The 18,182-nt window shown below is 44.1% G+C and carries 24 protein-coding genes; 12 read left to right on the top strand and 12 right to left on the bottom strand.

All coding sequences use genetic code 11. From position 1 onward, the window contains the following. Window positions 1–63 precede the first annotated feature (63 nt). The 8 genes from ITJ88_RS07635 to ITJ88_RS07600 all read left to right on the top strand — a co-directional run bounded on the left by ITJ88_RS07635 (window position 64) and on the right by ITJ88_RS07600 (window position 5,835). A complete protein-coding gene (locus ITJ88_RS07635) occupies window positions 64–396 on the top strand; it encodes a PadR family transcriptional regulator (protein ID WP_195865209.1) in 333 nt (110 codons plus the stop codon). Window positions 397–407: 11 nt separating this feature from the next. Beyond that, window positions 408–920, top strand: coding sequence for a DUF2812 domain-containing protein (locus tag ITJ88_RS07630; protein ID WP_230088592.1), 513 nt, complete (start codon window positions 408–410; stop codon window positions 918–920). A 310-nt stretch (window positions 921–1,230) separates the two neighbouring features. After that, window positions 1,231–1,710: a DUF4825 domain-containing protein gene (locus tag ITJ88_RS07625; protein WP_195865207.1), complete on the top strand. Its 480-nt coding sequence runs from the start codon at window positions 1,231–1,233 to the stop codon at window positions 1,708–1,710. A 143-nt stretch (window positions 1,711–1,853) separates the two neighbouring features. Next, window positions 1,854–2,201 (top strand): PadR family transcriptional regulator, encoded by a 348-nt coding sequence (locus ITJ88_RS07620; RefSeq protein WP_195865206.1) that lies wholly within the window; start codon window positions 1,854–1,856, stop codon window positions 2,199–2,201. Next, window positions 2,188–2,910, top strand: a complete 723-nt coding sequence (locus ITJ88_RS07615; protein ID WP_195865205.1) for a hypothetical protein — start codon at window positions 2,188–2,190, stop codon at window positions 2,908–2,910. The genes ITJ88_RS07620 and ITJ88_RS07615 overlap by 14 nt, the downstream gene beginning before the upstream one ends. A 10-nt stretch (window positions 2,911–2,920) precedes the next feature. Next, window positions 2,921–3,706 (top strand): ABC transporter permease, encoded by a 786-nt coding sequence (locus ITJ88_RS07610; RefSeq protein WP_195865204.1) that lies wholly within the window; start codon window positions 2,921–2,923, stop codon window positions 3,704–3,706. Next, the gene (locus ITJ88_RS07605) at window positions 3,703–5,184 is read left to right on the top strand and encodes a hypothetical protein (protein ID WP_195865203.1); all 1,482 of its coding nucleotides are present in this window, start codon (window positions 3,703–3,705) and stop codon (window positions 5,182–5,184) included. The genes ITJ88_RS07610 and ITJ88_RS07605 overlap by 4 nt, the downstream gene beginning before the upstream one ends. A gap of 12 nt (window positions 5,185–5,196) precedes the next feature. Next, on the top strand, window positions 5,197–5,835 hold the full coding sequence (locus tag ITJ88_RS07600) for an ATP-binding cassette domain-containing protein (RefSeq protein WP_195865202.1): 639 nt from the start codon (window positions 5,197–5,199) through the stop codon (window positions 5,833–5,835). Window positions 5,836–5,886: 51 nt separating this feature from the next. Here ITJ88_RS07600 and ITJ88_RS07595 read toward each other — a convergent pair whose 3' ends face one another. The 3 genes from ITJ88_RS07595 to ITJ88_RS07585 form a co-directional block, all read right to left on the bottom strand. Further along, on the bottom strand, window positions 5,887–6,792 hold the full coding sequence (locus ITJ88_RS07595; protein WP_195865201.1) for a TerC family protein: 906 nt from the start codon (window positions 6,790–6,792) through the stop codon (window positions 5,887–5,889). Between the two features lie 218 nt (window positions 6,793–7,010). After that, window positions 7,011–7,961 (bottom strand): TIGR03571 family LLM class oxidoreductase, encoded by a 951-nt coding sequence (locus ITJ88_RS07590; protein ID WP_195865200.1) that lies wholly within the window; start codon window positions 7,959–7,961, stop codon window positions 7,011–7,013. Between the two features lie 11 nt (window positions 7,962–7,972). Further along, window positions 7,973–9,175, bottom strand: a complete 1,203-nt coding sequence (locus ITJ88_RS07585; RefSeq protein WP_195865199.1) for an MFS transporter — start codon at window positions 9,173–9,175, stop codon at window positions 7,973–7,975. Between the two features lie 311 nt (window positions 9,176–9,486). Between ITJ88_RS07585 and ITJ88_RS07580 the strand changes: the two genes are divergently transcribed. Both ITJ88_RS07580 and ITJ88_RS07575 read left to right on the top strand, forming a co-directional pair. Next, complete coding sequence (locus tag ITJ88_RS07580) at window positions 9,487–9,816, top strand: winged helix-turn-helix transcriptional regulator (protein WP_023468096.1); 330 nt, start codon at window positions 9,487–9,489, stop codon at window positions 9,814–9,816. Between the two features lie 69 nt (window positions 9,817–9,885). After that, entirely contained in the window at window positions 9,886–10,503 is a 618-nt protein-coding gene (locus ITJ88_RS07575) for a hypothetical protein (RefSeq protein WP_195865198.1), read from the top strand. Window positions 10,504–10,561: 58 nt separating this feature from the next. Here ITJ88_RS07575 and ITJ88_RS07570 read toward each other — a convergent pair whose 3' ends face one another. From ITJ88_RS07570 to ITJ88_RS07555, 4 genes are all read right to left on the bottom strand, one after another. Then, window positions 10,562–10,864 (bottom strand): hypothetical protein, encoded by a 303-nt coding sequence (locus ITJ88_RS07570; RefSeq protein ID WP_195865197.1) that lies wholly within the window; start codon window positions 10,862–10,864, stop codon window positions 10,562–10,564. 110 nt (window positions 10,865–10,974) lie between these two features. Continuing rightward, on the bottom strand, window positions 10,975–11,664 hold the full coding sequence (locus ITJ88_RS07565) for a hypothetical protein (protein WP_195865196.1): 690 nt from the start codon (window positions 11,662–11,664) through the stop codon (window positions 10,975–10,977). A 28-nt stretch (window positions 11,665–11,692) separates the two neighbouring features. Continuing rightward, on the bottom strand, window positions 11,693–11,893 hold the full coding sequence (locus ITJ88_RS07560; RefSeq protein WP_195865195.1) for a hypothetical protein: 201 nt from the start codon (window positions 11,891–11,893) through the stop codon (window positions 11,693–11,695). Window positions 11,894–11,909: 16 nt separating this feature from the next. Beyond that, on the bottom strand, window positions 11,910–12,209 hold the full coding sequence (locus ITJ88_RS07555; RefSeq protein ID WP_195865194.1) for a hypothetical protein: 300 nt from the start codon (window positions 12,207–12,209) through the stop codon (window positions 11,910–11,912). 188 nt (window positions 12,210–12,397) lie between these two features. On the opposite strand from ITJ88_RS07555, the gene ITJ88_RS07550 reads away from it, so the two are divergent. After that, entirely contained in the window at window positions 12,398–13,318 is a 921-nt protein-coding gene (locus ITJ88_RS07550) for an NAD(P)-dependent alcohol dehydrogenase (protein WP_195865193.1), read from the top strand. A gap of 231 nt (window positions 13,319–13,549) precedes the next feature. Here the strand turns inward: ITJ88_RS07550 and ITJ88_RS07545 are convergent, their stop codons facing one another. Both ITJ88_RS07545 and ITJ88_RS07540 read right to left on the bottom strand, forming a co-directional pair. Next, on the bottom strand, window positions 13,550–14,452 hold the full coding sequence (locus tag ITJ88_RS07545; RefSeq protein ID WP_195865192.1) for an NAD(P)/FAD-dependent oxidoreductase: 903 nt from the start codon (window positions 14,450–14,452) through the stop codon (window positions 13,550–13,552). A gap of 77 nt (window positions 14,453–14,529) precedes the next feature. Then, the gene (locus ITJ88_RS07540) at window positions 14,530–14,937 is read right to left on the bottom strand and encodes an RrF2 family transcriptional regulator (protein ID WP_195865191.1); all 408 of its coding nucleotides are present in this window, start codon (window positions 14,935–14,937) and stop codon (window positions 14,530–14,532) included. 192 nt (window positions 14,938–15,129) lie between these two features. On the opposite strand from ITJ88_RS07540, the gene ITJ88_RS07535 reads away from it, so the two are divergent. Next, entirely contained in the window at window positions 15,130–15,882 is a 753-nt protein-coding gene (locus ITJ88_RS07535) for a hypothetical protein (protein ID WP_230088589.1), read from the top strand. A 382-nt stretch (window positions 15,883–16,264) separates the two neighbouring features. Here the strand turns inward: ITJ88_RS07535 and ITJ88_RS07530 are convergent, their stop codons facing one another. The 3 genes from ITJ88_RS07530 to ITJ88_RS07520 all read right to left on the bottom strand — a co-directional run bounded on the left by ITJ88_RS07530 (window position 16,265) and on the right by ITJ88_RS07520 (window position 18,040). Then, complete coding sequence (locus ITJ88_RS07530) at window positions 16,265–16,576, bottom strand: hypothetical protein (RefSeq protein ID WP_195865190.1); 312 nt, start codon at window positions 16,574–16,576, stop codon at window positions 16,265–16,267. A gap of 494 nt (window positions 16,577–17,070) precedes the next feature. Further along, window positions 17,071–17,424 carry a hypothetical protein gene (locus ITJ88_RS07525; RefSeq protein WP_069940554.1) on the bottom strand — a complete coding sequence of 118 codons (354 nt, stop codon included), beginning with the start codon at window positions 17,422–17,424 and terminating at the stop codon, window positions 17,071–17,073. 163 nt (window positions 17,425–17,587) lie between these two features. Further along, complete coding sequence (locus ITJ88_RS07520; protein ID WP_195865189.1) at window positions 17,588–18,040, bottom strand: GNAT family N-acetyltransferase; 453 nt, start codon at window positions 18,038–18,040, stop codon at window positions 17,588–17,590. Window positions 18,041–18,182 lie beyond the last annotated feature (142 nt).

Here is an 18,182-nt window from a genome sequence, read left to right as displayed (position 1 = left end):
CATAAAACGATATAATATGTATTTAAGAACTATATCAATGAATGATATAAAAGGGGGATCATTTTGCCGAGAAATGACACAATTGAACTTGGAGAATTAACTGATAGTGCATTTTACATTTTACTTGCGCTTACAGAAGCGAGACATGGGTACTTGGTTATGCAATTCGTAGAAGAATTGACGAATGGTCGAATGCAAATCGGTCCTGCTTCGATGTACACGGTAATTAAAAAGTTAGTCAAAGCATCATTGATTGAGCCGTTGGAAGGTGACGGAAAGAAAAAAAGTTATTTGATTACAGAAGCAGGACTAAAATTGTTAAAAGAAGATGTATTACGCAGACAGGCAATGGTTGAGGATGCACACTTTATACTAGAGGGAGAGAATAACTCATGAACCGAAAATACATGGCAAGTTGGGGGCTCGCATTAACGGAAGACAAAGAAATGAATAAGCTGTCACGTTTGGCTGCCGAAGGCTGGCATTTAGAAAAGTTTGATACTCTCGGCTACACATTTTTTAAAGGCGAACCGAAAGAAGTGAAGTATAGTCTAGACTATCGAAAACAGCCTGACGAAGATTATTTTGAACTCTTTTCAGCAAGCGGATGGGAACATGTAGCATCAAATAAGGGAGAAGTTCATATTTTCAAAGGAAGTTTAATGGCACGGCCTATTTACTCAGACATAGAAACATCCTATGAGAAGTACTCGTTCAAAGAAAATGAAATAAAGCGGCTAGTACAACCAACATTCATTATTTGGATAGTATTCACGATGTTATTATTTTTAGATTGGTCAGACACTATTACCGATCTAATATCAGTATTACAATTCATAGTTACAATTTGCTTAATTGCTACTGGGCTACCGTATCTCGGATTTCTTTTTAAGAGAAAACAATTTGAGCGAAAATTATAACGCATTCAAGGCGGATAACCTATGTTATCTGTCTTAGCTTACTTTTATCCTTCAGCGCCGGATATACGATTGATTGGATTACGGAAACTACTCTAACTCAAAAGATAAAAGGATATGCTTTTGAAGGGTTCACTCGTTTTTGTCTTATTAAGCTTTTGATTGCTGCAAGTATAGGTACTGGGTACAGCTTTCTCTACATAAAATCAAAGTCATCGAATACTCTAAAACGCTGATTTCCTTTATTTTGAAACTTTTCTTTGTTTGATTACGTTTATTAGGTATAATCGGTCTGATAAAAGGAGAGAGTATGATGAGAAAGAGAATGAGCGCCATTGCTCTAGCGAGCGGCATGCTAATACTCAGTGGTTGCGGAACAGCGGCAACACAAACCGATGTATTTGATCAACAAGGTACATATTTAGGAGATAACAGTAACGTACGAGACATCGTCCAACAGCTACCGCATGGCGATCAGTTGAAGAAAATGGAACTGTCGACGAAGGATAAACCGTATCAACTCACGTTACGTTATGCTGGATATGAAGAAGGACAGGTCGAACAAAAAAGTAATCGTACGGCAATCTACAATGCAACAGCACTGTTCACATTGATTCCGAATGTCGACCACGTCAACATGACGATCGAGGATGCTTCGTATCACTTTACGAAACAACAGCTGCGCGATTGGTATGGAAAAGACTTTACGGCGTACGATAATGAGAAAGCGCTGAAGGCATTCACGAAGCCTTTTATCGAAGATTCGAAGAAAGTAAACGACTTATTGAACTGAACCGACCGAGCACGCTCTTGAACAGGAGCGTGCTTTTTCATTGATTCATTTCCATAAGTTGTATAAAGTACTTTGCAATACAGAGTAATTTGGTTTATCGTTAAGGTGCTGATACATCCAGAATAAGGAAGGGGTTGTACGGGGTGGAAATCGATAAAGAATTATTAAAGGGGCACGTCGACACGATCATCTTGTCGTTGTTGAACGAACAAGACCGATACGGGTATGAAATCGCGAAGACGATCCGGCAAACGTCAGACGAGCAGTTTGAACTGAAAGAGGCGACACTCTATCTGTCACTCAAACGACTCGAGAAAAAAGGGTTCGTCATATCCTATTGGAGTGACGAAGCAGCGGGCGGCGGACGGCGTAAATATTATACGCTGACGCCTGAAGGAAAAATCCTTCTTGCGAAAAAAAGACGCGAATGGCGTTTTCTGAAGCAACTACTCCCGAAGTTTCTTGAAGAGGGAGACGGTGCGCTTGAATAAGCTCGATCATTTCGTCCGCAACTTGTATCAAGATGCGGATGTGACGGATCCGGAAATCATTGACGTCATGGAAGAGACGCGTAGCCATCTCGAACAATCGATGCGAGACTTGATGATTCAAGGTTATTCGGAAGAGGAAGCGACGAAGCTTGCCATGTATCGCTACGGTAGCAAGGAACATGTCGATCAGCTCTTGACGTGGGTCTATCGAAAAGAGCGGACGTTCGCTTCGTGGTTGCTTCGAATCGGGATCAGCATCGCTGCTGCAACGATACTATGCTTTATCGGCACGATGATGTTGAGCCAGCATCAGTCACTCGCCTATGCGGATGCCTTTTATGGTAATGAACGCTCGATTGAAGCGTATGAACGTATTTTAGAAGATCATCTATTGCTAGTATCGATTTCCGGACAAGACACGGCGTCCTCACGTGATTTCACCATTCATAAATCGATATGGTTACCGGAGTTGTTCATTTCACACGGCATGTATCTGATTGACGAACAGCACCTGACGACGACAGAAAGCTTTGACGTCACGAAATTCGGTGCTGTGCTCATGTTGATCGGCATGACGATCTATCTCGTGACATCGGTCATTTGGAGCATCATCAAGCTCCATCATGCAGGACGATTGCATCTATTAAGTATCGTCTCAGTCGTATTCTTTAACGTCCTGGGTTATTGGTTTTGGGCATTACGAAAATAGGAGGGGTCATATGTTGCAGCAAATCATGCTCATTTGGTCGCAAGCATTCACGGTGAAACGATGCGTGTTATATCTTTTGATCATTCTCGGGTTACCAGTGCTTCAATTCAGTTTCATTTATGAAGGCTATCAGTTCTTCTTACCGATCGAAGTGTTCGAGGAGACGCTATCAGGAACGATCCCGATGCTGTTTCCGGTACTAGCGGTCCTAATTTTCTTGCCAATCTTCATCGCTGAATACAAGGATAACTATCTTACATATGTCCGAACACGTGCGAGTCTAAAGGATTATCTGCTTGCGGTCGGTTTCGTCAATGCGATGCTGACAGGACTCGTGTTCTTTTTAATGACAATCGTGACGTTCGTCCTCATTCATTATATCGAACCGTTTTTCGGTCTAGTCAATTTTACGTCTCTCAGCGAAAAGACATATGAGACCTCAAATGCATTTTCGTTCTTGGCGGACATTCATCCGTTACTCTATGCCGTCCTCTATGCTGCTTGGATTGGACTCAACGGAGCCGCGTATGCGACGCTTGCTTATCTGTTGATTTTGGCGCTCGAACAAGTCTATCTCGCAATTTCGTTACCATTCGTCGCTTATCATATTTTTAATTTCGTCGCGGGTATCATGCAAGCACCACAGTTCTCGCCCATCAGTACGGTCTTTCCGTTCAATATCACGGAACAACCGCTTTGGACGGTGTTCGTGCCGTTTGCTATTTTGATCGTCGTTAACATCACGCTCTATCTAACGATGATTCGACCGAAACCGGAGTGGATCTTCCAATCATGAAGAGGACACAAAACATTTCGATTGTACTGAACAGTCTATTCCTCCTCGTGATCAGCTACGTCGCATGGTATAGACGGCAAGAAGTTCTGTCCGAAGCACAAGAATTCGGTAAAAACGTCAACGCGTGGGACATCACATTTGCGATTCAAAATGATATGTACCTAATCCTCTTTTTCCTGATGCCGTTACTGCTGTTCCTCTCGTTTCGAACGATTGGACAGCAGTATGAACCGACGATTTTGATTCGGGTTGGCTCATTTCGGAACTGGGTTTACTACTCGACAAAACGGTATGTACGCGCTGTTCTGACACTGTTTGGATTCGTTTTGTTGCTGAGTCTTCTTAGTGCTAGCGATCAATCGTTTACGTTGCAGTGGAGTCCATATAGTCAACTCGCAACGAGTGGTAGCATCAGTCATTATCTCATTGCGACTTTCCATTCACCCCTGTCAGTGATTTTCTTACAACCGATTCTGTGGTTGCTTACGAGCATTGTCCTACATGGATTGATGTGTCTTATGTTTCTATTGCACGAAAAGCGTAATGGCTTGTTGCTTCAGGCGGCAGGGGTAGTGATCTGGTGTATCTTTAGTTTTAAATCATCGTTTGGAGTAGGGGAGTTCTTTTCACCCGCTGTGTATTTCTCTGTCGGGGCTGTATCCAATATAATGCATCCTTTGATGGCACTCGTTATCCTCAGTCTCGTGATCGCACTGATTTATTTGTCGGTCCAATGGATTCAATCGCTCCGTCAGCTACTGACTTCGATAAAAGAATTATTGCCGTATCTCGTCTATGCGATGGTTGCTAGTCTGTACATCTTCCTCAGTAGTAGTCGAGCGTCAACTGAGCTGCAAACGATTGGTGATCTGTTCGTCGTCGTGTTTTACGGTGTCAGTGCGGAGGACAGTTCGTTTCTCCAACTCGTGTCGCATCTGATCCTTTTCTTCGGACTCGCTTACTTAAGTCAATTGCGTCTGCAGGATCAAATGACGGCAATCGGACCATACACGTGGATGCGTTACCAACGACTCGAGAAATGGGCACTGCATGTCTTCGTAAGGGAAGGGCGTTTTTATATACTTGCTCTCTCACTTCTGATCCTCGGAACGATGGTAATCGGAATGCTGCAAGGCGTATCGCTGTCGCTTTCGACAAGCCTTTTATCGATTTCAACGATGCAATTGTTGCTGCAACTGTTTGGCATCTCGATGCTGCAATTAATGCTTTATTCTCTTTTCAGCTTCATCTTGCTGTGGCAATTCCCAGATGGATACGCGATGCTCGGTTTGTTCGGCGTCTTATCGGTTTTCTTACTGCCGAACTTCAATCGGTATGGCATCTTTCCGTCCGGATTGAATGGATTCGCCCAATTGCAGTCGTTTAGTCTGACACACCTCTTGATCGTTTTGTTGATCTACGTTGGGCTTTCACTTGTCTGGTTATATGTTCTGTTTCAAAAAAGCATACGAATATAAGGAGGACGTATCATGGAAATGATCAAGCTCGAGCAGGTCACGAAAGGGTATCAAGGCAATCCGTTATTCGCAGACGTCGATTTGACGATTCAAAAAGGAGACATCGTTGGCATCACGGGACCGAATGGTTCAGGAAAGTCCGTCTTATTCAAGATGATTTGCGGCTTCATTCATCCGGACGCGGGAACGATCACCGTCCGGAATGAACAGCTTGGTCCGACACGACGCTTTCCGGAAAACGTCGGCGTCATCATCGATCGACCGGGTTACATCGCCCATAAATCAGGGTTTGAGAACTTAAAGCAACTCGCAGCAATCCGAAAAGTGATTACAGATGCTGACATCGAACAAGCGATGCGGACCGTCGGCTTACAGCCTGGTAATCGTCAGAAGGTCAAACAATATTCGCTCGGAATGAAACAAAAGCTCGCAATCGCGCAAGCTATCATGGAACAGCAGGACATTTTGATCTTGGATGAGGCATTCAATGCACTCGATCACGATAGTGTCTTGCGTCTGCGGGAACTTTTGTTGTCGTTCAAAAAAGAAGGGAAGACGATCATCTTGACGAGTCACAATCAACAGGACATCGATGTACTTTGTGACGCCGTCTACCGCATCAATCAAGGTCGGCTCGAACAGGTCGGCTAACACAAACAGGGAGTGGATCAACGGATCCACTCCCTGTTGCATTACGATCGATTATTTTCCTGGCTTCGTCTTGTAGAAGCTGTAGAAGACGCTAATCAAGATGACGAGAACGATCGTACCGAGCGACATCCAGATCGGCATTTTGTAGACATCACCGAGAATCATCTTCGCTCCGATAAAGACGAGCATGAAGCTGAGACCGTGTTTCAAATAGTAGAAACGATCGATCAAGTTCGCGAGGACGAAGTAGAGACTCCGGAGTCCGAGGATCGCCATGATGTTCGCATAGAAGATGATGAACGGATCACGCGAGTACGCGAAGCTTGCTGCAACGGAGTCGACGGCGAAGACGATATCCGATACTTCAATGAAGAGTAGAGCAATCAAGAGCGGCGTGAAGAACAGTTTCCCATCAATTCGTTTTGCGAACTTACCAGACGAGATGTCTTGCGTGATCGGTAAACGTTTCTCTAGCCAACGAATCGTTTTGTTTTCTTCGAGCGACGTCTCTTGACCGATGTTCTTGTACATCATCCAACCCGTGTAGACGAGGAACGCTCCGAAGATGTAGTAGACCCAAGCGAAGTTCTCAAGCAACGAAACACCAGCGACGATGAAGATGACGCGGAAGAAGATTGCACCAAGAATACCCCAGAATAAGACTTTGTGCTGGTACTTCAATGGAATCGCGAAGTACGCGAAGACGAGCGAGAAGACGAAGACGTTATCGATCGCGAGAGCCTTCTCGATGAAATAAACGCTCGTATATTCGATTGCAGCGGAGCTACCTTGATCGAAGTAGAGCCAGCCCCCGAAGGCAATCGCAATCGCGATCCAGACGAACGTCCACGTCCAGGCCTCCCGAAGCGAAACTTCATGTGCCTTACGATGGAAGACTCCAAGGTCAAGGGCGAGCATGATGAAAACGATGGCTAGAAAAGCAATGAGTAGTGTCAACAGCGCTTCCTCCTTTAAGGTAATTGTTATCTTGAATTTATTATAAGGTCATGAGAACTCAAAAGTAAAGAAATAAATGTTCGGAATGTGCAATTGGTTAAAAAACAATCCCCGAAAGTGGAAGAATGTATTCGAAGTGATGTGCAATGAAACGACATAAAACCCAGTTCCGAGAAGGGACTGGGTTTCATGTATATTACTTTTAATTATATAAGTCATCATGATAAGGGAGGGAAATGCGGTACGACGTACGTTCCGAGTTCATCGATGACATCTTCCGCTGATCGCTCACCGTCGAATAGGGCGAAGAACAGATGATTGACGCCAAGCTCACGATACAATTCCAGCAACTCGATCAGTCGATTGCGTCCGATCCGAAAACCGAGTCGAATCGGTGTCGCTTCCTCGTTCGGATTCGCGGATAAATCAAGATGCATCGGCATCGAAAACGGGCGAAACGTTGTATTACCGGCTGCTTGACTCGCGGCCCGCCATTGTTCGATGGCACGTGCTTGTTCGAACGGTCCTTGCGGATAATACATCCAGCCGTCGCCGTTTTTTGCGAGCCAGTCCGTATCCTGCTGTGCGAAACCCGTGATCATCGTCGGGATTCGTTTCTTCGGGCGTGGCACGAGTGTCGCACCACGGACTTCCCCATACGTCGAATCGATTTGCGGATAGTCTTCGTATAAAGCTTGTTCCATCACTTGCAGTGCTTCCTTGAACTGAGCACCACGGCTCGGATGATCGACACCGAGTCCATGGAAGTCGGCTTGCCGGTCACCGGACGAGACACCGAGAATCAAACGTTCCGGGAACAACGCATCAATCGTCGCGACTTCCTTCGCAGAGCGTAACGGATGACGGAGCGGCAAGACGAGTGCTGACGTTCCGAGGGCGATCTGTTTCGTTTGGCTGAGGAGATGCGTCCCGTATATCAGCATGTCATGAATCTGTCCGACAGCCGGATCAAGAAAATAAGGATCCTTTAATAAAACGTCGCGTAACCAGAGTGTCGTAAAACCATAGTTCTCTGCTTTTTGTGCGAGCTCGACTTGATTGGCAAGCGTCGGTGTTCGCATCTTGAAATTCTCGAGCGGGACGTGGAGACCGAGCGTGAGCTCGCCCTCCCGGTACATCCGCTGATAACTATTATGATCGTAAAACATAGTAGTCCTCCTTATTGATGTTCGAGACGACGCGAGACACCTGTCAAGATGACGGCAAGAATGACCATGATCCCGCCGACCCATGGCGTGTGGACGAGACCGATCGTATCGGTGACGAGACCACCAATCGTTGCTCCGAGTGCGATCCCGATGTTGAAGGCTGCGATATTCAAAGCAGACGCCACATCGACTGCTGCTGGGACATATTTTTCAGCCAACTGGACGATGTAGAGCTGGAGTCCAGGGACGTTCATGAACGCTAGGAGTCCCATTAAGATGATCCCGATGATACCGGCAACTTTGAACGGAATCATGAACGAGAGGGCGATCATGACGATGGCATGGATGATGAACATATAGAACAACGCTTTAATCGGATTACCGTTCGCAAGTTTTCCGCCGACCGTGTTTCCGATCGCAACCGCAATTCCGTAGACGAGCAGAATGATACTGATTAAGCTCGGACTGATTTTCGTGACGTCCTGCATGATCGGTGTCAAGTACGTAAAGGCGACGAACGTTCCACCGTAACCGAGGGCAGTGATCAAGAAGCCGAGCATCAAGCGTCCGTTCGTCAACAATTTGAACATGTCGGAGAACTTAGCAGGTGGTGATTGTTTCAAGTCTTTTGGAATCAAGAAGAAGCTTGCGATGATCGCAATGATACCGAGTGCAGCAACCGCGAAGAACGTCGCGCGCCAGCCGAATGATTGACCGATGAATGTTCCGAGTGGTACACCTGTGACCGTTGCGATTGTCAGACCCGTGAACATCAAGGCGATGGCACTCGCTTTTTTATGCTCCGGTACGAGCTGGACGGCAATCGTCGCACCGATTGAGAAGAAAACACCGTGCGAGAAGGCGGTGATGAAACGAGCGACGATCAACAATTCAAACGTCGGTGAAATCGCGGACACGAGGTTACCAGCGATGAAGACGACCATCAATGCCATCAGTAACGTTTTCCGATTCATCCGGTTCGTTAGTGCTGTCAAGATCGGAGCACCGACGGCGACACCGATCGCGTAACCAGAGATGATGAGACCAGCGAGTGTGATACCGATATTTAAGTCACCAGCGATTGCTGCGAGCAGTCCGACGGGAACGAATTCCGTCGTACCGATCCCAAATGCGCTGATGGCTAAGGCAAGTAGGGCAAGTCCGCCGTTTCTTGGGACCTGTTCCTCCTGGATCTGTGAGTTTAATTGATTCATGGGGATTCCTCCTAAAGATGATTTCAGTGGGGATCGTGTCCGGTGGGCCCGACCAAACATGATCCGATTGACATGACCCCAGCATAACCGGGGTGTTTCATTTCGGGAAGTACGTACTTTAAAGTGCGATAGGCACTAAAAAGTACTCTACTCCTTCATTTAGATGCAAGGTCTAAAAGGAGGTTGTACTTTCCGTTGACAATTGCTATCATATAGCCAGCTAATCTGCTTGGGAAGTACGCACTTTCAAGTACGATAGGCACTAAAAAGTACCTATGCCCTTAACGGAATCACGAAAGGATGGAACATATATGCCATACAATATCCCGGTCGAAGCAACACTTGAAGTCATCGGTGGAAAGTGGAAGGTCGTCATCATGTGTCATTTGATCAAAGGCGAGCGTCGGACGAGTGAGCTCCGCAAGCTAATGCCGACAATCACGCAAAAAATGCTGACGCAACAATTGCGGGAGTTAGAAGAAGACGGCGTCATCATCCGGACGGTCTTTGAACAAGTCCCACCGAAAGTCGTCTATTCGTTATCCGAGTACGGCTGGTCGCTGAAGCCGATTCTTGACGCGATGTGCGCATGGGGAGAAGGACATATCGATTTGACGGGTGGAGAAGTCGTCTCGTCATGACGAACAAAAGTGAGTCTCGCTCGAGGCTCGCTTTTTTGAGTACATCATATACAGAATAGGGGTAGACAGATGGAACAACCAATCGTTCAATTTGATTCGATTACCGTTAGTTTTGAGGATAAAGCAGGTAGACGCCAGTCAATCGAGGAGTTTGCACAAGGATTCGAGCATGGCATCTTATTTTTCGGTCATCCGCCGGAAACCAATGATATCAAAGTCGTCCTTGATTTGAAGACGAACTTTGGTGAACGGACGTTTCGGTTTAACTTTTGCCGAATGGACCGGGCGCTTGGTCATTACTTGATTGATGAATTGGTCATAAAGTGGGTCGTTTTATGGGAATGGTATCATCAAGAGAAGTATGATACGGGCGAGAAGTTTCATGAAAATATTCCAAAAGACTCAGCACGAGCCTTTTATCGTGAAATAGATGTACAAAATGAGAAACGGATGGAGAAATACTTTGAAGAAGATTACGATGAGGAAGACGGAGGTTTCAGCGATTCATACTCGAACTATACGAGCCTTGACTTTACGATTGATGGAGATCCCATCAATACATTAGAACGGATGCGGAACCAAGGTGTCTTTTTCGAGTATTACTTTAAGGTCTGGATCGATTTAGAGCATTCGTTACTCGCGATTCGACGTGTCATCGATGCGTTAGATGTACATACACCTGAATAACATTTGAATGAAACGAGCACCGCTCTCTCTGTCATCGACAGAAGGAGCGGTGTTTTGGTTAGAACGCTTTACGTTGACCTTTTAGAATCGTCTGTTGCAGAGGACCAAAGTCCCCTGGAACCGTCCGTTCCATGAACAGGTACGGTTTTCCATCGACGATGAATTTGCGATTGCCAAGATACTCGAAGTGTCGACCGTCATCCTTTAATCTTCGCTTTACAGCTTGAATGTGGTCTTCATGATGAATGAACCGCTCGTTAAACGTCATGACGATATTTCCTTTTTTGAATCCGAGTAAGAAGACATAGTAGAACCAATAGCCAACGAGACAAATACCAACGGCCAATAACAAATCATACATGTGTGTCGAGCTCCTTTCGTGTATACAGATTTTTACGAAACGATCTGTAAAAAGATTCAATCAATTTCAATTAAAAGTAAAAAAAGTATTCATCCGAAGATGAATACTCGTTATTTTTGAGCGATATATCTCTTTTGATCGAAATCATACTTAAATTCAACGATCATCCAATCATCACCCGTTGGATTTCGATACGAGTAAAAGAGTGATGTCTGTTTTTCTGGATATTCGACTGTATTGTCATCATAGGCTTTTCCGATCTCAGAGTAATCTTCTGTGCGGTGAGCCGTCATGACACCTAGCCCTTTACCTGAAAGAATATGATCGAATTCAGCTATCGTCATGCCTGGTTTAAATTTCTTTCCTGGCAAGAGTCGTTTTTTCGAAGGCGTTTTAGGGGTGTATTCCTTTTGCGCAAGATATAACGTGTGACCTTTTTGTTTCGTTTTGAAGATCAGATGCATGCGCTGTAAAGACCAATGATCGTTTTTTTCATCGTACGGATAAAATGAGAAAGCGTATAAAGCATAGTCGTCTTTGATTTCACTCAATACTACACTGTGATTGAGTGTCGTGACGCCATGTTCTTTCTTTATGTATTTCTTAAACGATTTTCCATAGAGCGACTTTGCGACGTCTGTCGCGGTCATGCCGAGTTTTAGTTTTTTGTACGACGTATATTCCTTTGTCGTCGCGTCGACAGAATGAGGTGCGAAAATAGCACCCATCATCGAAAGCGTGATCAGAAGCGCGAAGAGTACTTTCAACTGAATGAGGTGTGATTTTTCCGTATGTCCCATTATAAACGTGTCTCCTTTGACAAACGTATTAAAAACCGTGCGTTTCTTTTCGTTTAAGATACCAGAGTAGTCCGAGGGTAATGAAAAACCCAATCGCACCTATGATTCCGATGTACAAGAAGCCAATGAGATCATTACCGATATTCTTTTGAAAAAAATAGGATGAACCAAAAATCGCAGTAGTAATCATGAAAATATTGCGTAGATGGCGAAGTACTTGGACTATCATGGAGAACCCCTCTTTCTTAGTTTTTCGTTCGACGGATCTCGGTCGCGACAATCGAGTTCTTTGCAAACGTCACTTGAATCGTATCACCCGTCTGAATGGCAGCCGTGTTATCCGTTTTGCCATACACGATCGTGTCCGTTGTGACGCGAATCTCTGTCAATGCATACTGCTCGTCCGGCTTTTGTTCACTCGGAGCGACGAATAACGTATCCCCTGTAATTTTCTCGACGATACGTGCATCGTTCTCGTGTGTACAGGCACTAAGCGGTATACAAAGGAATAGAATAAAAGCAAAAAGCCAACGACGTGTCGGCATGAACCAGGCACCTGCTTTCGTCAGTTAGTAGGGTTAGATGAAATCGTATTATTATATAAATTTTACCAGTTGTGATACTGATTGATGCGAATTAAAAAATCTTTCTTACTCCAAAACGACAGGAATTTAGATCGAAATCGGCGTATGATTAAGGGAATACCATCATCTCGATATGAGGAGGCATTACGATGAAGGCAGCCATCTGTACCCGCTACGGATCCCCGGACGTCTTGCACATCACAGAGGTACCACGCCCGGTTCCAAAATCAAACGATCTACTGATTAAAGTACATGCATCTGCTGTCCATTCCGGAGATCGTCGCATGCGTTCGCTCGATGTTCCGCTGTTAGGAAAACTTCCAATGCGTCTAGCTGTCGGCTTTAAGCGACCGCGACAACCGATCCTTGGCGTCGTTCTTGCCGGTGAAGTCGTCGAAGTCGGTCAGGACGTCAAGCAGTTTCAAGTCGGAGACCGTGTCCATGCCTTGACGGGATTTGGCTTCGGTGGATACGCCGAATATGCGTGCGTGTCTGAGAAACGTTGCATTGCAAAAATGCCGCAGCACGCATCGTACACGGAAGCCGTCTGTCTCCCGTTCGGTGGTACGACGTCGCTTCATTTCTTCCGGAAACTCCAAATCGATCAGATGAAGACAATCTTGATTTACGGTGCGTCGGGCGCTGTCGGGACGGCTGCCGTTCAGATCGCCAAAGCAAAAGGGCTGCAGGTGACGGCTGTCTGTAGTGGACGAAACACGGAGCGGGTCAAAGCGCTCGGTGCCGATCACGTCATCGATTATACAAAGGATGGTTACGATGGATTGTTGCTGAAGTACGATGCCGTCTTCGATGCATCCGGAAAGATCAATAAGACGCAAGCGAAACGACACGTCAAACAAAACGGTGCCTTTGCATCTGTCGCGGGACAAGGTGTGGCGAAAGAACGGAAAGAGGATCTACACTATTTAAATGAACTGTTTGAAGCGGGACGATTCAAAGCCGTCATCGACCATATCTATTCCCTTGATGAGATCGTCGAAGCCCATCGTTATGTCGACGCTGGGCAAAAATTCGGTAACGTCGTCGTGTTAATTGCAGAAGAAATATAATGATTCAGTAGCTTGGAAGCCATTGTTTTTGAGTGTTCATTGCTCGAGAAAAATGTATAACATACAAAAAAACGAATGAACTACGATATCGTTCAGCATAAATAATATCATTCAAAAAAGACCTTCCCGATTGAATCGGGAAGGCTTTTGATTTAGTTTCACTTTAGTAAACGGGTCATTCAACGCCTGTATCATCTTAAAGATGATACAGGAAGTATTCTTGTTGAAGTCCTAAAAACGTTTAGATGATAAATCGAAATTGATGCTTGCAGCTGCACGGGAGCCATCAGCGGCTGCCAGCAATAAAGAAGAAGGACCGCTTTTTTCAGTCTCTCCGGCAACGTATACCCCTTCAACGGATGTATGACCAGTTCCATCCGTTACGATGGCTCCACTCTCATCGAATGTACATCGTAATTGTTGAGCCAAATCGTTTGAACGATGGAATTTAGGAACGACGAATCCACCTTGTCTTGCAACCATTGTTCCATCTTCTAATTCAATATGTTCTAGAATACCTGCCTTTCCATGTAGGCGTTTAATTTTTGTTGTGTATGCTTGAATATGGTTACGATCTAAATCGTTCCGAACGTCTTCAGATAGTTCAAAACCATTTGTAAAAACAACTAAATCTTTTGACCAATTGAAAACGAGTTTTGCTAAATGGTGAGCAAAAGCTGGATCTTCGGCAATGACGGCTAAGGGTAAGTCTCGCATCTCCCAGCCATCGCAATAGGGGCAACTAAACAAACTTTTTCCGTAATACTCCTTGATTGCCTCCAGGGGGAATTCTTCTTGAATTCCGGTTGCGAGTAGTAGTGTTTCAGTTGTATAACGATGCTGACCAGTTGAAACTTCAAACAGATGATTCTGATTATCTTGTTTTACTTCGATGACTTTTTCGTTGCAAATCGTAATGGACGGATATGCTTGTAGCTCTTTTAATCCGATCTCCCTAAACTCTGACGGTGTAATTCCATCTCGAGTTAGATAACCATGTGATTCTTGTGTGACACGATTTCGATTTGTAGCATCATCGAAAATTACAATATTTCTTCGAGCTCTTCCTAATGTTAGGGCAGCAGCTGATCCGGCGGCACCTCCGCCAATCACGATGCAATCATATACGTTCATGAACGTTTCCTCCTTTTAGATAACAGATATTAAAGAGTCATAGTGTCTGTAATTAAAGCATAAGACATCACATTGTTTCATATGGATGATGTCTCATTAACTTGAGTAGATAAGTCACTAATAAGCGTGTGTCTTAATGAATCTAAAAATTTGTGTTCAGCAGCCTCGAGTGATTTCAGAATCAAGCAGTTCGGATTGTCATTCAGACAAGCGTCAGACATGGATGGTACGCCTTCAATTGCAATGATGACATCAAGCAATGAAATCTCTTCCCAACTTGGTTTTAATTTGTATCCACCTGTAGCTCCAGTAGTCGAGATCACCATACCCGTTTTGACTAGCTTAGTTAAAATCTTCGAGAGGTATGTGGGTGAAACGCCTTGTTGCTTGGCTAACGAGGCTACACCAATATGATCATGAGGCTGATTTACAGCTAAAAATAACATCGTATGAAGTGCATAATTGGTTGCTTTTGATAATTTCATATTCTCACCTTAATTACAGACTTGATGTGTCTATAATACCGTTATTCGTACGAATCTCCAAATGTTATCTCTTAAACTAACGAAAGAAGGGTTTATCTACAATTTATAACCACCTGTGAAAGGTAGTTTTTTAGTCATTATCCAATATATGTTAAAATGAAATAGGCTATTTTAAGGATGGGGGATATAGAGATGATGAAACAGATTCATGCGTTTGAGACAAAAACGGACTATGACAAATACGAAGCGGTCACGCATCGCTTTCAAGCACGGTTAGACGAGTATCAAACGATCTTACAAGAGACGTATCAACTGATCGACGTGCCGAAAGGAATTATTTGGACGTCAGCGGAACTCGCGACGACCGTCTTCTCGGACATTCCGATTCCAGCATTTACGAATAAGGACTTGATCTACATATCACCAGATGTTACAGAGTGGCGAACGTTATTTTTATCCCAACTCGACGGGAAGGACGTACCGCATATTCGAGCGTTCTACGAAACACTCGCGGAAGATCACGTCTTGACGATTGCTGGTCATGAACTGACGCATCACTTGGATTTGTTCGTTGATGAATTCGACGATGAGAGAGCAGACGGGATCTGGTTCGAAGAGGGAATGTGTGAGTATCTACCCCGGAAGCATTTGTTGTCGGACGAAGCATTCAAGCGAATTACGACAATCGAGACAGAGCTGGTCGAGCTCTTTCAGGAGGAGTATGGAGCGCGCTCGATTGATGAATTTGGGAGTGCCTCCTATGCCGGTAGTCTGTCGAGTATCATGTTTGATTATTGGCGGAGCTTTCTCGCGATCCACCATCTCATCGAGGAACGATATGACGGGGACGTCTTACGTGTTTTTGAAGCATATCGGAACTGGCATGAACAGGGGCGGATCGTGCCACTATCGGAATACTTTAATCTTCAGACGGTAAGACGCTAAGCTGTGTTTGTAGTGGAGGAGGGCTTATGAATCGTTACAGTATTTTTTCGTTAGCTGCATTCATCTGTTTTTGTTTCTTATTTTTTCTGATGAAGAGCGGAGTCAGTCTGAAAGGGTTTGGAACTGTCTATATCCTGCTTCTGTTTATCGTTCCGTTAGTCGGCGTATTCACAGGGTACAAAACGAAGCATCGAATACTTAGATGGCTAATCGTTGGTATCCATCTTATTACGTTGTGTATGATGTCCTATTTGCTGTTACTGGCTTACGGTATTTCGGAGTCATAAAACAGATTAAATAAAAAAGTCAGCTGATTCCATGTAAAAAGGAATCGGCTGACTTTTCATGTTATGTAGTGCGAAACAAGTTATCATCGTGAACTCTAGTTTCGCTTCGGCAAACTGGTCGTCGTGCCCATCTCGACGACTCGGTCGTCTTGAAGACGATATAGCAAGTATTCCTCTTTTTGAAGTCCTTGCCCCTGTACTTTTACGGCAATCTTATAGCGTTTCTCTTTATCGCGGTGTTTGTCGTCATAAGCAGAGTGGAGTGAGACGACATGAGCTGGACCGTATTTTTTCGCGACATAGGTTTCGACTTTTGTGCTGACGTGCTGCTCGAATCGTTCATCGTATCGGACGTCTAAGTAAAACAGCAGTCCTCCTAATAGGAGTAAGGCAACCAAAACGTTCATTCCGACTTTTTTCAATTCATCACTTCCGATCGTTCCATAGCATTAAACCTAGAAAAGCTGTTACAGATGATCGAAAGACGATGCATCATAACAGCGATTGAATCATTAATTTGAAAATCTACATCATTTGAGTGATTGCTTTAGAGATCGACTCCAACTAATTTAAGAATGATGACGATCGTGATAGCTGAGAGCGCAAAAGAACCGGCAAAAGCAAGTTGTTTTTTCAAATGGATCTCCTCCTCATGAAAAGGTTACCATTATTATGCCATTAAGTAATGTATCTGTAAAATTAATTCCAATTAGAACCGTGGATTTTCATCACAATGTTTCAGAAAGGAATAAAAACATCCTTTTGTTAAGAAAATGGGAAGATTGTTTGGTGACTTAAAAATAGTGATAGTGTGTCTTTAAATTATGTAGTGATAGATATAAAGTATTAAAAAACATATGTGAACGTTCTGAACGCGTCATATAAATGAATTTTATTAGTTTTACACCAAGTTTAGTAATAGTTGAGGCTGTTGGGAGAGTAAGTAATCGTTTGCGACGTAGTGATGATAGGACAATGACGAATCGTTCATATGAAAGAGCGCCAACTGCCGACTCTCGAAGTCGACTTCTTCTATGTAGACAAGTTCTGCAGCGCCACCGGAGTGATGGAGAGGAAGCAGTTTTAAGGATAATCTCTCCCGTAAAGCGATGAATAACATGACTTCCATTTTATAAGTCGTCGAAACGGGAGAATCATTGTGAAGAATAACGGATGAATCGATGGAGAGATAAATAAGCGGATTCATAGTAGATAACGATACCGGATGAGTCATTTCTTTTTGAAGGTGTTGCATGGTGGACCTCCTTATAATAAGAACGTATGTTCATATTATGGAGTATGAATCCATTTTTTGCAATCCTATATAACGCTTATAGCCTAATGATATTTTATCCATAATCGTTCGAGTTTTACTATGAAGTAGCGGAATATACTTTTCGAAAAGAATGCTGAAATTCTTATATGTCTTGGGATAACCGAATCATATCCGTGCAACGGATTCCGTTTTCGATGATCTCCTCTTCATAGTGTCTCAAGAAGAAGTTCAGATCGACTCCAACAATTCGGAATCCACATTTTTGGTAAAGTGCTAGCTGTCCAATGCTTGAATTGCCTGTTCCGATTTCAATGGTCATATAGCCCAGTGTTTTCGCTGTGCGAATCGCATGTCGTAAAAGATTTTTTCCGACACCTTTTCCTTGATACAACTCGTCCACTGCGATATTTACGATTTCAATCGTTTGGGGTCTTGTCGGAAGAAGTACATATACACCAATCCATTGCTCATTCCTTTCAGCGACAAAACAATAACCTCTTTTTACATAGCTTTTGACTAACTTCTGAGACGGGTCTGCTGCTAGCAAAAGCTCCATCGGTGGATCTTCATGGACGGACAATTGTCGGATGTTCATATTCATTCTCCTCACGGATCGATTAAGATACGTTTGTCTTAGACTTTAGTTTCACTCTGCTGCCTCAATAGCTGATGTAGAAGCGTTATGAAAGAACTTGTTAGCCTCTATTCTTCTTAAGAGTACAAAAGAGCATGTAAGA

This window comes from Exiguobacterium abrahamii (assembly GCF_015645365.1).
GTDB lineage: Bacteria > Bacillota > Bacilli > Exiguobacteriales > Exiguobacteriaceae > Exiguobacterium_A > Exiguobacterium_A abrahamii.
This window is presented reverse-complemented; position numbering and strand designations above follow the sequence as displayed.